We start from the raw sequence: 13,595 nt of genomic DNA on the forward strand, positions 1-13,595 counted from the left end.
TTATACTCCTTAAAAATATTGTCGCAGCTGCACATAAATCATAGAAGACGGCGCAACATAGGGCGCTGTGCCGCCGGAAAGTGAAATACCCCCATACTCGGTACCTGCAGGGCCGATTGGTGTCTGCGCTCCCACCAGCAGCGTGGTATTGTCGCCTAGCGAGTAATTGGCCTCGGTACTGGCATAAAAACTGGTATCGTCCAGGTTGGCGATCAGGCTGGGGGAAAATTTCAGCAGTGGCGTCCATTCCACCGTCATGCCACTGGAGAGGTAATTGCGCGAAATGTTGAAGACCTGCCCACGCGCCAGCCGTTCGGTCAGATAAGCGGGCAGCTGGTCATAGACCTGGGTGTCACCGCCTACACCGAAGCCGTTATGGTAATACTCGGCAAATAGTGTGGTATTGCGTTCTCCAAACAGCAGCATGGCATAATCGATATTTGCCAAACCGGAGAATTTGGTATTACCCGCCACATCGAAAGTCGGTGTTACCTCAATATTCCAGCTGGCACCGTATAGCGGGCCGCTTAACCCTAGGCCTGCCACCCAGTTATCGTAATCGTGAGACAGCAGCCAGGTTGTGCCTATGTCACCAAAAGCCCGGCGGTAATGCAGCGCCACCGTGCTGGCATCCCACCGCACCTCATCGCCATGCCGTCTGGCACGCGGCGCGGCGACGAACTGTAAATCCGAACCATCGTCAAATAACCATTGCGTATAAGCCATATCAACACCGGGCTTATATTCCGTATCCACTGTGTTGGGTGCAAACGGCCCAACCAAATCCATAGTCTGGAACATTTTACCTGCTCCCCAGGTCAGTGCCTGCCGACCCACTCGAATGACAAAACCTGGCGTGGAGTAACCGATAGCCATGCGGTCAATTTTATGCGTTACAAGTGCATTGCTCTCATCGAGCATTGTGCCGGAAAGATCGAACAAGGTGGAAGGCGGTGCGCTGGTGAAAGATGCACCGGATTTTCGCCTATATGCCACATCATTCCCGCCATCGGCGGTGGCCTGATAATGGAAGGTCGCATCCCAGTTATTCCAGCGCGGTTCCCATGTCAGGCGCAGATCGGCATAGGCATCCTTGCGATACTGCTCACCAAGTGAGGCGCTTAAGCTGTCGTTGTCGGTAGCATCCATTTGCCCGGTCAACTGCAGCCGCCCGTGGATATCGTCGGTTAGGCTTTCGGCAAAAGCCGGTGATGCCATGAATAATGCACAGGCAGTACAGAGTTTAAGCGTGAGAGGAAGTTTCTGCATGTTCCTCCTGGTATGTATCGCTGGTGATTTGCCCATCCGTCATTTCAATATGACGGCGACTACGTGCGATAACTCTAGCATCATGGGTACTGATTAAGAATGTCACACCTGATTCTCTATTCAGTCGTGACATCAGTGCAATCAGTTCTTCCGCCGTTTTGGAATCCAGATTGGCGGTTGGCTCATCAGCCAGCACAATTGCAGGTTTGGTTACCAGCGCCCTCGCTACTGCCACGCGCTGCTGCTGACCACCCGAAAGATAAGATGGTCTACGGGTTTCCATCCCCTCCAGTCCAACTTCCTTTAGCATGGCGTATGAGCGATCACGCCTCTCCTGTTCCGGCATGCCCATTAGCTGCAGGGTAAATTCGATATTTTCTGTTGCCGACAGCACTGGAATAAGGTTATAGGATTGAAAAATGAAGCCAATCTTACGCAAACGTAAATCCGTCAGCTGCGCCTTATCCAAGTCACCCAGATGGTTGCCATCAAGAGTAATCATGCCACTGGTTAATGTATCTAGCCCACCGATCATATTCAGTAGTGTGGTCTTGCCTGACCCAGACGGCCCGCCAAGCGTGGCAAAATCACCGGCGGCGATATCCAGATCAACACCGTTCAGGGCATGGACTTCTACTTTTCCTACTCGATAGGTCTTTGTTACCTTGCGACAGGATACGATTGAATGTTTATTTTTATCAGGCATAATGCATGGCCTCCACTGGGTTAGCACGTGAGGCGCGGTAGGCTGGCCACAACGCAATGGCGATACCCAGCACCCACACAATGAATGAAAGAGAAATAAATTGAGCCAGTGACAGCTTTGGATAGAGCATGTGTCCGGCTCCTAAATATTCTGCCCCCCGTGCAAGGAGCGTTAGGTCAATGCCATTGTGTAATGCTATAATGGTAAGCGTTGCTGTGACCATTGCTATCGTTACACCAATACCAATCAACATGGCAGACTCTAATAGCACCTGAATCAAAATCTGACGTGGACGCATCCCCAATGCTTGTAGCAACCCGAATTCACGAGTGCGTTCAAACACCGCCATTAGTTGGGTATTGACAATGCCGATCGCCATGAACGCACACATAATCGACAACCAGATATAAACCATCGTATGCATCAATATGTTGATAGCCTCGGTCATCGGCGACAAGGTTTGCCATGGCTCTATATCGAGTGTGGGTGCGGCATGACGTAAACGCTCAATGATCCCACCCAATGCCGCATCATCCGTAACCGTAAAGCTGATCTCGGAAATATCTTTATCAATATTCAGCATGGCCTGAGCCGTAGCCATGCCTGTAAAAGCATAGGCATCCTCAGCATTCTGGTTGCCAGCAAACAACCCGATCACCTGATAGGCGCGTTCGGCAAGGCTTCCGTCTTTGCCCTGCGCCATAATCACCACCCGTTTGCCGATCCGGGTTTTTAAACGATCCGCCAAATGACGGCCTAGGACGATTCCTGCATCATCGGAGGAAGAAAGATAATCCCCTTCGACCAGCTGCTCCGGGATGGTGGAGATCTGCGCTTCGGCTTGTGGGTTGACCCCCAGTAATGTCAGCGGCAGAGTTTTATATTCGCTTTGAATCACCGCCGGAACGCGCACCCGCATTACCCAATGCAGCACATCAGGCTTTTTTAATTCGGCCAGCAGCGCATCGTCCGGCAGCTTCATACGCTGCGCGATGGTTGGATCATCAAGATAACCCTTCGCATGAATCTGTCCGTGACCAGTCAGTAAATTCAAATTCACATTCCGACTGGACTCTGCCCATGCATCCAGCAATGCGCCTAGTACCAGCACTGAATATAAACCCACTACCACGACAGCTAATGTCACGAAAGTTCGGCGCGGGTTGCGCCATAAATTACGCCATGCAAGCGGCAATAACATTGAAATATTTTGCATTATCCCTCTCTCATAGCAGTTACGGGTTCAAGCCGGGTAATGCGCGTGACGGGAACCAGTCCTCCCAGTGCCACGGAAAATAAAATCGCTACCGGGCCAACCAGCGCACTGGTCGTTGTCAATGCAGGATATAAGCGTTCCGGCAACCCCCACATCGCCAGAAGTCCTTCCGTTCCGGCAATTACAATACCTGCTTTCTGTGCCCAGAGCGTCACAGTACTGCCAAGTATCAATCCTATCACTGTGCCGATCAGTGCCAGTAGAATGAGCTCAAGCCATAACATACGGGCTGCAAGACCGGGCCGCATACCAATCGCCATCAGCATGCCAAACTCGCGGGTGCGCTCCAGTACCGACATCAGCAAGGTGTTAAGAATGATAAATACGACAACAATCACCAGTGTAGCGTAGAGAAAACTTGATGTTGCCATATCCATCCGTATGGCTTCTTTTAAGGCCGGTTGTAGCTCTCCCCAATCCCTGACCACCAGTCCTCTTTCGTTAGCAGCTTTAGCAAGCTGCGGCAGTGCATCATTCACAGAGGCCAGATCATGTCCAGAAAGCACGATTATGTTGGCCTTATCTTCCATGGCAAAACTTTCCTGAAAACGCACGAGAGGTATCTCAGCCAGCTGGCGATCAAGCTCGGCCAGACCGCTTTGGAAAACTCCCACGAGTTCCAAACTATCCGCTGCCACCGTGCCATCCATCGCTGAACCGAGCAGCGTGACGCGATCACCCACGGAGAGCTTCAGGTTCCGTGCCAGCGCATCGCCCATGATAATGGCATCGCTATCATCGACACGTAAGTAACGCCCTTTGCGAATGGTCGCGGCAAGCGTGGAAATGTGGCTTTCCTGTGCCGGATCGATGCCCGCAATGGCCGCACCATAGCCCAGATCACCGTTAGCCAAAATCGCATAAGAGGAAGCACGCGGGCTGGCCGCCGTCACTCCTCCAATGGAAAGCGCTGCTTTCGATAAAGCTTCCGGCGCGGCGATCACCTTACGAATATCCGGATCATCCTTATAATCGTTTGGCTGAATCTGTGCCATTCCATCGAAAATTTTCAGCGCGTTGGACTTCATCGTGTCATAGGTGCCAAGCTGGAATGACAGCATAAACACCAGCAGGAGCGTGGCCAATGTGATGCTGGTAACGCTTAAAACCGTGCGTGTCGGTCTGCGCCAGAGATTCCGCCATGCAAGTTGTAGCATCATGGTTATTGCCCCCTTGGATTTTGCATGTTGGAGCGAGTGAAGACGTAGGCTGGAATCTCCGTATTAAAGGTCGCGGAAATGGTTTTGACTTTCGTCCATTGCTCTGGTTTATCACGTGGGTGCATGGTCAGCACCACCGGATAATCCCGCCCACCGATTGGGGCAATACGCTCGGTTTTCATCACGCGAACAACGTGCATATCCTGATCGAAATAGGTCTGCTCCATCATGATGCCATCATCACGCACCTTGACTTCGAGTTTACCCCATACCACCGGTGCGCCAGGCTTTGGCATCGCCTCGATCGTGTAGATCGTATGACCGCCATCTCGTTCAGTGCCGATGGTTTTATGTGTGTATTGCGTAAGCAGATCGTCGGCTTTTGCCAGATCGTTATAGGAAAAGTCCGATCCCATCCATGATTGCGCGAGCAAAGACGCAGGTAATTTCACCACCTGATTCAGTTTTGGATTATACACAAATGTGTTGCTGCCAAGTTTGAGCGTGGCATTGCCTGCATCCTTGGCAGGAGCCGTGAAGCGAGCCAGCGTGTTGTCATTGCCTTCCGTCCAACTTTTCATGGTGAGTGTGCGTTCCCACTCCGGACGATGTACCGTCATGGTGATTGTGGTCTCGGAGGATTTTCCCCGCCAGTTATCAAATGCCGCCTGCAACAGGGCCGTCGGATCGGCATCGGCGGCCTGGACGGAAAATCCGGCCAGCATGATGAACAAAGCCGCCATTGCGGATAACCATTTTTCGGAGACACAAAAACGCACCATCAATTTCTCCTCATTTTCTATTTGCTTATTGCACTATGCCTACTATAATACAGTCCGTCCGGTCGGTCAATGTATTTATAGTTTATTTTCCTGGCCATTTACAAAAATTCTGTAAAAAATGAGCGTCTGTCTTATGGCAAGTCAACGAGTTACGAAGAAATAAACGCAGGCTTGGTAAGCATTATGGAGGTAGTATAGAAAAGGTGGAGGAAGGCGCATGTCTGGATATTGAGGTAGGAGCGCTGAAGAATGTCGTGGCATGGTCAGCTGACAGACCGATGTGATAGCGTACGCCTATTTATCGTTAATCACGTTGAATATTAAGAATATAGCCCTATAATAAAAATATGAGCATTTTGAAGGCCATATCCTTATTGTTTGTCTGCTTCGCGCTGGTAACGGGTAGCGTGGCAAATGCCGCTATGCCTTGCTGCATGAAAATGGATTCTTCTGCCAAGCAGATGCAGATGGATGATAATGCGGATAGCAACATGGATATGCCATGCCATCAGAAGGCTGAGAAATACACTAAAACGAAAGCGGATTGTAAGGGGTGCAGTTGTATGCACTGCGTAAAAATGAGCGCTATGCCGGAACAACCCTCTGCTGCAGGTGAAGTTGCCTCATCCGTGCAAACCTTCGGAACACAGTCTGTTCACTCATGCCAGCCGGAAGGCGTATTTCAGCCCCCCAAACAACTCTCCTAATCGTTCACGCCACAAGTGCGTTTAATTGATGGTGCTTCTGCGCCACTGAACCTATTAATATTAGGAGATATTATGAGACTATTTTTACTTTTAATCTGCACTGTTCTGTTGGGCATTCCCACAGCATGGGCAGGCTCTTACCATCTCGATATTGCTCGTGAGAAAGTGAATATCACCGGCAATGCGGTCGAGAAAATTACCATCAACGGTCAGATTCCTGGCCCAACCTTAACCTGGCACGATGGCGAAGATGTCACCGTTACCGTCACCAATCATATGGATGAAGATACGTCTATCCATTGGCATGGTATATTATTGCCAGGAGAAATGGATGGCGTTCCAGGATTAAATGGCTTTCCAGGCATCAAGCCAGGTGAAACCTTTACCTATCACTTCAAAATTCGTCAGACAGGCACATACTGGTATCATGCACATTCTAATGTGCAGGAACAGGAAGGTGTCTATGGTTCGTTAGTGGTGAAGCCCAAAGGCAATGACCACATCAAGGCAGATCGGGATTATGTGGTGCTGCTCTCCGATTTCAAAGAAGAGGATGGCAACCAGATTCTAGGCAATCTCAAAATGTCTTCCGAGTATTACCAATTTGACCGGCGCACGCTGGGGGATTTTTTCAGTGATGTTAGCGAATACGGTTTCTCGGCTGCCTGGAAAAATGCCAAAGACTGGGGAGAGATGCGAATGCTTCCCACCGACCTTTCGGATGTTACCGGCTATACCTTCCTGATGAACGGTAAATCACCGGAGCAGAACTGGACGGGACTGTTTAAGGCGGGAGAAAAAGTGCGGCTACGCTTTTTTCCGGGTATCCGGAATTTCTGGTTGATAAAATGCCAAAGATGTAAAGAAGAAAATCTTTCTCAGCGGATTATCTGATTGATCCTCTTCAGCCTACTCTACTGCCAATTTTCTGTTTCCACCTTCGCCTGAGTCTTCATAGCGATGCTGACTAGGGAGGACAGCGAGAGCTGGGCAAGCGTCAAAGCGGTTCTGGTTCATGCGCAATCCGAACACCTGCACAACATTCCTCTTGTAAGAAACCGATCAAATTCTCTAGGTGCCCATACTCGGGTATACAGACAATCGTGCGGCTATGTTTCTCCTGCCGGATCAGCCCTACCTTGGCAATGCGCGCAAGGTGATGTGATAGCGTCGAAGCAGGAATACCCAGCCCCTTCTGGATATCTCCGACCGAAGCCCCATCATGGCCAGCTTTGACCAGAAAGCGGAACACGGACAGTCGGTGACTATTCCCTAGCTCAGCTAAGCTGGCTGCAACCTTTTCGTGATCCATAGCACGCCCCAATAATTCGATGTTTCTAGAATTATAGTTGACAGGTCGGATAAACGCAAGTAGGCTGCGTACATCATTTCGACATACTAGAAATATAGAGTAATATTGAATGTCATCTCACTCCAAGACGCTCTAGGCATGTTCGCCTTTCTCGCTATCGAGCTATCGGTTTTATTCATTGGCATTAGCTTGCTGGTCGGAGTTCTTCAACGTCACATCCCACCATCCAAGGTGGAAGCGTTACTGACTTCCAGTGGGAAGCGAGGCTATTTTCTTGCTGCTGGTTTAGGAGCTATAACGCCCTTCTGTAGTTGCTCGACTATCCCCATGTTGAAAGGGTTGATTCGGGCACGGGCCGGTTTTGGGCCGATGATGGTGTTTCTTTTCTCATCTCCGTTGCTGAATCCTATCGTCGTCGGCCTGCTGGTTGCCACGTTTGGATGGACACTTACTGCTATCTATGTGCTCGCCGCTTTGGTGGTCGCGGTAGGTGCCGGATGGCTGCTTCACACGCTTGGCTTCGAGCGTTATGTGCGCCGGACGGCGACACAAGAGAGCAGTGGATGTAGTTCATCAGCAAGCCCGTGCAGTGCTACATCGACCGCATCGAGTTGCGGCACCAACAGCTGCGACACCACTCCGAAGACGGCTTCTTGCGGGGCTGATAGGAAGACAACAGTCTCTACGTCTAGCGAATGCTGTGACAGTCAACCCACTGTCACGGTTAAGAAAGAAGGGAAGTACAGTGGTGTGTGGCGGGAAGCTTGGTCGGACTTTATCGATGTGTTGCCTTACCTGCTCATCGGTATTGCGATTGGCAGCGTGATCTATGGTTTCATGCCCACTGACTTATTGGAGCAGTATGCAGGCCCAGATAATCCCTTTGCCATTCCAGTTGCCGCTGTCATCGGCGTGCCGTTGTATATTCGCGCTGAAGCCGTCATACCTCTGGCAGCGGCTCTGATGGCCAAAGGCGTGGGTGCCGGGACGGTGCTAGCGTTGATCATCGGCAGTGCCGGAGCCAGCCTGACTGAGCTCATTCTGTTGCGCTCTTTGTTCACGCTGAAGCTTTTAGCGGCGTTTTTAGCAGTCATTTTTGCTATGGCGATGATTGCCGGTTACGCCACCTACCTGTTTTTCTGATCAAGGCGGGAGATGATTAATTCGTTAAGCCTTCCTGGGTACCAGTTGGTGGATTCTGATGAGCAGAATGAAGACATACATTTTCGGCTTGAAGCACCTACACCAGTAGCCTGCGAGGGGTGCGGCGTGCAGGGTGAGTTCGTACGGTTCGGCAAGCGTGACGTTCCCTATCGTGATCTGCCCATCCACGGCAAGCGGGTCACTCTCTGGGTGGTCCGCCGCCGATACACCTGCCGGGCCTGCAAGACAACATTCAGGCCCCAGCTACCAGAGATGGTGGACGGATTCCGTATGACACTGCGGCTGCATGAGTACGTGGAGAAGGAATCCTTCAACCACCCCTACACCTTTGTGGCGGCACAGACCGGCCTGGACGAGAAGACGGTGCGCGACATCTTCAACGCCCGCGCCGAGTTCCTGGGGCGCTGGCACCGCTTCGAGACGCCCCGCATCCTGGGCATTGACGAGCTATACCTGAACAAGCGCTACCGCTGCATTCTGACCAACATTGAGGAGCGAACCCTGCTCGACCTGCTGGCCACCCGCCGCCAGGACGTGGTGACCAACTACCTGATGAAGCTGAAAGACCGGCAGAAGGTCGAGATCGTCAGCATGGACATGTGGAACCCCTACCGGGCAGCGGTCAAGGCTGTGCTGCCCCAGGCCCGTATCGTGGTCGATAAGTTCCATGTGGTGCGCATGGCCAACGATGCCCTAGAGAGAGTGCGCAAGGGCCTCAGAAAGGAGCTGAAACCGTCCCAGAGCCGGACTCTCAAGGGAGACCGGAAAATCCTGCTGAAACGCGCTCACGAAGTCTCAGACCGGGAGCGCCTCATCATGGAGACCTGGACAGGCGCGTTCCCGCAACTGCTGGCCGCCTACGAGCACAAGGAGCGCTTCTACGGCATCTGGGACGCCACCCCACGGCTCCAGGCAGAAGCCGCCCTGGACGAGTGGATAGCCACCATCCCGAAGGGCCAAAAGGAAGTCTGGAGCGATCTGGTCAGGGCAGTGGGAAACTGGCGCGAAGAGACCATGACCTACTTCGAGACGGACATGCCCGTCACCAACGCTTACACGGAGTCCATCAACCGACTGGCCAAGGACAAGAACCGTGAAGGGCGCGGTTACTCCTTCGAGGTGATGCGGGCACGAATGCTCTACACCACGAAGCACAAGAAGAAGGCACCGACTGCGAAGGTCTCTCCTTTCTACAAGAAAACCATCGGTTACGGACTGCCGGACTTCGCAGAGGAACTCAACTACGGAGTCGATCTATCAACCATCTGAGGGTGGTATCAGATTGATGGGGTGAAGGTGCCCCATCAACCATTAAATCCGTATACCCTTTATAAGAAACGTCTGAGCAGAAGCGAACTAGCTGCCCATATCGCAAATCTACCCGCATGCACCATTGTGATGGAGGCCTGCGGCGGAGCTAACTACTGGGCCCGCGTGTTTCAAGGCAATGGGCATTCAGTGAAGTTAATCAGCCCTCAGTTCGTAAAACCGTTTGTTAAAACAAACAAGAATGACGCTAACGATGCCGAGGCGATCGTGGAGGCAGCCAGTAGACCCTCAATGAACTTTGTGCCGATCAAGCAGGTTGAACAACAGGACATACAATCAATTCATCGAATACGCACTCGGGTTGTTAAGAACCGAACAGCGCTAATCAACGAGATCAGAGGCTTATGCGTAGAGTACGGTGTCGTTCTTCGTCCTGGCGCTGCAAGCGTCAAATCGTCACTCTGCGCGGCCATTGCCGACAGTGATAACGAGCTGACTCCCTCATCACGCGAGTCGATGCAGGGGCTTTATGAGGAATTGGTCGATATCGAAGTCCGAGTGAAAAACCTGGACTCAAGGATCCGGCAATTATGCCGTCAGAACGAGCGCTGCCAGCGCATCCTGAAGGTCCCGGGTGTGGGTGAACTGACGGCCACAGCCATTGTCGCAGCCGTCCCCGACCCCAAAGAATTCCGCAACGGCCGCCACATGTCAGCCTGGTTAGGGCTGGTGCCGAGGCAGTCTTCCAGCGGAGACAAGCGGGTGCTGCTGGGGATCAGTAAACGAGGTGACCGCTATTTACGTACGCTGTTGATCCACGGGGCAAGGGCAGTATTAAGCCACTACAAAGACAAGGATAACGACTATACCCGCTGGGTGGGTAGGAAAAAGGCGACGCTGAGTCACAACAAGGCCGCGGTAGCCTTGGCCAATAAAAATGCCAGGATTATCTGGTCGATGTTAGCTACGGGGGAAAGCTTTAACTACGGACAACACGCAACCGCTGCTTGATACGCAATATCAAATAGCTTCCATTAACCAACCGAAAATTATCACGAGTTTGCTACAGTTGATTTGAATGATGGTCTATAGGTTGCACCGGCTCTTTTAGAACCTGGAAGTTGTCACGGCCCCTTGAGGCCATGGTATTGATGAGGTGGAGGAGCGCGGATTTACATCAGGGCACAAGCTTGTGCTTGCACGCCGAATATATGACTGCAACTCAAACCTATGACATCCATCGCAAATCAGCTTGCAAAAGGGGGTGGTTCATATATGGCAAGTTAACTTCGCCAGATCACAGAAATCCGCTGTCTGAGATCAAGCGACTGCCTGACTCCACTCATTGAACGCACTGATCCTAAGATTTCGATAATGCCCTGCCCCAACTAAATGCCTCCCGAGGTTGAAGAGATTGAATACGGCAGCGTGCGCCGCAACAAATCGTTGAGCTTGGGCAACGGATTTGAATCGCCGCATCCCTCGCTCCCTAGCTCGGGTCGTTTCATGCGATTGCTCTGCCCGATTGTTCTCATACTGCTCGGTAATGTGGACTGTCTCAGGGATCAACTCTCTGTGAGCAACGCCATAGCTGCGTAGCTTGTCTGTGACGATTTTCCTGGGCTCCCCTCCGTGGCTTCGCAATAGGCGTTTGAAGAAGCGTTTAGCCGCAGCGCCGTCACGCTTAGTCTGCAGATAAACATCAACTACTTCGCCGTCCTGATCGACGGCTCTCCAGAGATATTGTTGCTTGCCATTGATCGTTACGAAGACTTCGTCGATGTAGAACGTGTCGCCATAGCCCCGGTGCTTTCGTTTCAATCTTCTAGCGTAAATGGCGCCGAACTTGTTGCACCAGAGACGTATTGATTCGCGACTTACTGTGATGCCACGTTCTGCCAGCAGATCTTCAATATCCCGGTGGCTGAGATTGAACCTATAGTAAAGCCAAACAGTGTAGGAAATGATATCGGGCGGGAATCGGTGGCGCTTGTAGATGTTCATGCGCCGAGTCTAGCGAATTGGGGGCAGTTAAGTTGGCGGTACCGTATCACCGCCACCAGTGGACGGAGGCGGCGTAGATGTCGTTGGCGGAGCAGTCGATGGACTGGTTTCGCCACCTCCGCCGCCTCCACCACAGGCTGTGAGGACTAATGTTGCAAGAAACGCAGTGATTACTTTCTGGCTCATGTTGTTGTTCCAGTACGTATGGGACATAAGGGGAAGAGCGGCTTTTGACTTCGCATGAAACGCTATTTCTTACAAATTTTAATTGCATTTTCCTACTAAAAGCTAATCTCGGAAACAGCTGACGCCCGCGTCATAATGACTCGCGTAAATCACCAAAGCCGGCCACCAATACGCCGTCGACGATGACTGGTCTTTCGGAGACTGTGAGGCAGTTGCTTACTTTTTCACCCATAGCTCATCTGCGGAAACCGGCCACCCCCTACCCTTTACAGAGAATTTCTTGCCGTTGAGAACAACCTACCTAGATCGGGAAATTCTGCTGACTCAAGGGAAACGGGTTCTACCCCGATCCACGGCCGATCAGTTAAGAGCGGCTAGACATATCGTTCGCAGAATCAAGGCACTGCCAACAGTCAATGTCCCTGTGGTGGACTTCCCAAAGTTCCAATGACACGACCGAGCCTCAGAATGAGGCTGTTTAAAGTCCCGGGACAGAAACCTAGGCCAGCTACTCCATTACGACTCTCCCCCCTCAGACTAAATCAAAAAAAGTTCAATCAAGGCGTATTTTGATTGACACTGGAATCTAATCAATCATAATGCGCCCATGTTAAACGCATTTCGATTAGGATCATCTTATGCTCAAACCCATCCAAAACCCTGGCAATAAATCCATAGTTACGCGAGCCAGAATTCTAGAAGAAACATCAATCGGTGTAGCGCTATTCAAGTACGCGGGCGAGTGCTTCGAAACAGGGGATCACCTCGACCGCTTCACACTGCAAGAGCGTGCGAACAAATACTTAGATCCAAGCGAAAACCGGCTATTCCAAATCTTCGACGGTTTTAGGCGTTTTGCGTACGAACTCGATGAAGTCTCATTCGCCGAAGACGAGATATTTCATGCGCTCGCATTCCTTAACGCCATGGATAACGGACTCCCCGAGTTTTACTCTGCTGACGCGCCAAGCGCATGCTCGCTAGCGATTCAAGCAGCATTTGCTCGAGAGAAACTACACTTTGAAGACCCTAACTTCCCGTACGCGCCAATTTTCTGCCCTGATGGTATCGGAGTAATGAACTACGACAGTTACTTCCCCACAGGTTCCATAGCTGGCATGACCGTAACAGACCTCTCTTTGCTTACTGGCTTAGAAGAAAAGAGTGTCCGCAGCGGCCTCACTAGCGACCCCACGACGAGGACTATGAGTACCTCAGGAACCAAGATGCTCGAAGTACCACCAGTGGACGCCAGAAAGTGGCTATTAGGACGCGGTACCTATATGGGGGCCGAGTCCGCGTCGATTGCTAGGGACGAAAAAGGACTCATAAAGGTTCCGCAGGCAAAAGACAACTCTGTGTTTGATATCGCTTGTCGTTCTCCGCGTTCTGGCTACCGTATTGGCAGAAAAGGGCACGAACGCGAATTTACTGATTATCAAAGCGCCCTCTCAGAATTGATGGAAGTAGCGGACAGGTATTGGAGGCGACCCAACGCGGCTGGAAACATGGGACTCGTCAAAGCAGTGCGTTGGGCGTGGCGAACCCCGGAAGAACTAGGACTAGCCTAGTTACGGTAACCGCAAAGACGGCTATTTCCACCGGCAACACCATTTACCCAGGGGTCGCGCCCTAACCTGCTTTGGCGGGGCCGAAGGCTGCGACTTCAGCCGGTGACCGCTCACGGCGATCGGGACGCGACGGCCCATCGACCTAAAACGAAAAGGCTCAATAATTCACGAAAACTGCAAACGGCTCAG

At 51.6% G+C, this 13,595-nt stretch carries 13 protein-coding genes; 6 read left to right on the plus strand and 7 right to left on the minus strand.

Annotation, left to right across the window (positions count from 1 at the left end; genetic code table 11):
• Positions 1 to 9: 9 nt before the first annotated feature.
• From KT71_RS20805 to KT71_RS16685, 5 genes are read right to left on the minus strand one after another with little or no spacing between them, the layout of a single operon-like run.
• A complete protein-coding gene (locus KT71_RS20805; protein WP_023660243.1) occupies positions 10 to 1,269 on the minus strand; it encodes a hypothetical protein in 1,260 nt (419 codons plus the stop codon).
• Positions 1,244 to 1,975, minus strand: a complete 732-nt coding sequence (locus KT71_RS16670; RefSeq protein ID WP_008294176.1) for an ABC transporter ATP-binding protein — start codon at positions 1,973 to 1,975, stop codon at positions 1,244 to 1,246. The genes KT71_RS20805 and KT71_RS16670 overlap by 26 nt, the downstream gene beginning before the upstream one ends.
• Entirely contained in the window at positions 1,968 to 3,191 is a 1,224-nt protein-coding gene (locus tag KT71_RS16675; protein WP_023660244.1) for an ABC transporter permease, read from the minus strand. Before KT71_RS16675 ends, KT71_RS16670 begins: the two co-directional genes overlap by 8 nt.
• Complete coding sequence (locus KT71_RS16680) at positions 3,191 to 4,411, minus strand: ABC transporter permease (RefSeq protein ID WP_023660245.1); 1,221 nt, start codon at positions 4,409 to 4,411, stop codon at positions 3,191 to 3,193. Before KT71_RS16680 ends, KT71_RS16675 begins: the two co-directional genes overlap by 1 nt.
• 2 nt (positions 4,412 to 4,413) lie before the next feature.
• Entirely contained in the window at positions 4,414 to 5,193 is a 780-nt protein-coding gene (locus tag KT71_RS16685) for an outer membrane lipoprotein-sorting protein (RefSeq protein WP_023660246.1), read from the minus strand.
• Positions 5,194 to 5,540: 347 nt separating this feature from the next.
• Between KT71_RS16685 and KT71_RS20625 the strand changes: the two genes are divergently transcribed.
• On the plus strand, positions 5,541 to 5,900 hold the full coding sequence (locus KT71_RS20625; protein WP_008294172.1) for a hypothetical protein: 360 nt from the start codon (positions 5,541 to 5,543) through the stop codon (positions 5,898 to 5,900).
• 72 nt (positions 5,901 to 5,972) lie between these two features.
• Positions 5,973 to 6,794, plus strand: a complete 822-nt coding sequence (locus KT71_RS16690) for a multicopper oxidase domain-containing protein (protein ID WP_023660247.1) — start codon at positions 5,973 to 5,975, stop codon at positions 6,792 to 6,794.
• A gap of 103 nt (positions 6,795 to 6,897) precedes the next feature.
• Here KT71_RS16690 and KT71_RS16695 read toward each other — a convergent pair whose 3' ends face one another.
• Positions 6,898 to 7,212 (minus strand): ArsR/SmtB family transcription factor, encoded by a 315-nt coding sequence (locus KT71_RS16695; RefSeq protein ID WP_008294170.1) that lies wholly within the window; start codon positions 7,210 to 7,212, stop codon positions 6,898 to 6,900.
• Positions 7,213 to 7,317: 105 nt separating this feature from the next.
• On the opposite strand from KT71_RS16695, the gene KT71_RS16700 reads away from it, so the two are divergent.
• Genes KT71_RS16700 through KT71_RS16710 form a run of 3 tightly spaced genes read left to right on the plus strand, consistent with a single transcriptional unit; the run spans position 7,318 to position 10,656 of the window.
• On the plus strand, positions 7,318 to 8,355 hold the full coding sequence (locus KT71_RS16700; RefSeq protein WP_023660248.1) for a permease: 1,038 nt from the start codon (positions 7,318 to 7,320) through the stop codon (positions 8,353 to 8,355).
• 12 nt (positions 8,356 to 8,367) lie between these two features.
• Complete coding sequence (locus tag KT71_RS16705; protein ID WP_023660030.1) at positions 8,368 to 9,645, plus strand: ISL3 family transposase; 1,278 nt, start codon at positions 8,368 to 8,370, stop codon at positions 9,643 to 9,645.
• A 12-nt stretch (positions 9,646 to 9,657) separates the two neighbouring features.
• The gene (locus KT71_RS16710; protein ID WP_084567015.1) at positions 9,658 to 10,656 is read left to right on the plus strand and encodes an IS110 family RNA-guided transposase; all 999 of its coding nucleotides are present in this window, start codon (positions 9,658 to 9,660) and stop codon (positions 10,654 to 10,656) included.
• A 309-nt stretch (positions 10,657 to 10,965) separates the two neighbouring features.
• On the opposite strand, the gene KT71_RS16715 is transcribed toward KT71_RS16710, so the two are convergent.
• Complete coding sequence (locus tag KT71_RS16715) at positions 10,966 to 11,649, minus strand: IS6 family transposase (protein WP_008294166.1); 684 nt, start codon at positions 11,647 to 11,649, stop codon at positions 10,966 to 10,968.
• Positions 11,650 to 12,473: 824 nt separating this feature from the next.
• Here KT71_RS16715 and KT71_RS19855 point away from each other — a divergent pair.
• Positions 12,474 to 13,406 carry a hypothetical protein gene (locus KT71_RS19855; protein ID WP_008294165.1) on the plus strand — a complete coding sequence of 311 codons (933 nt, stop codon included), beginning with the start codon at positions 12,474 to 12,476 and terminating at the stop codon, positions 13,404 to 13,406.
• The last annotated feature ends 189 nt before the right edge of the window (positions 13,407 to 13,595 follow it).

Origin of the sequence: Congregibacter litoralis KT71, assembly GCF_000153125.2 — a bacterium.
Lineage (GTDB): Bacteria > Pseudomonadota > Gammaproteobacteria > Pseudomonadales > Halieaceae > Congregibacter > Congregibacter litoralis.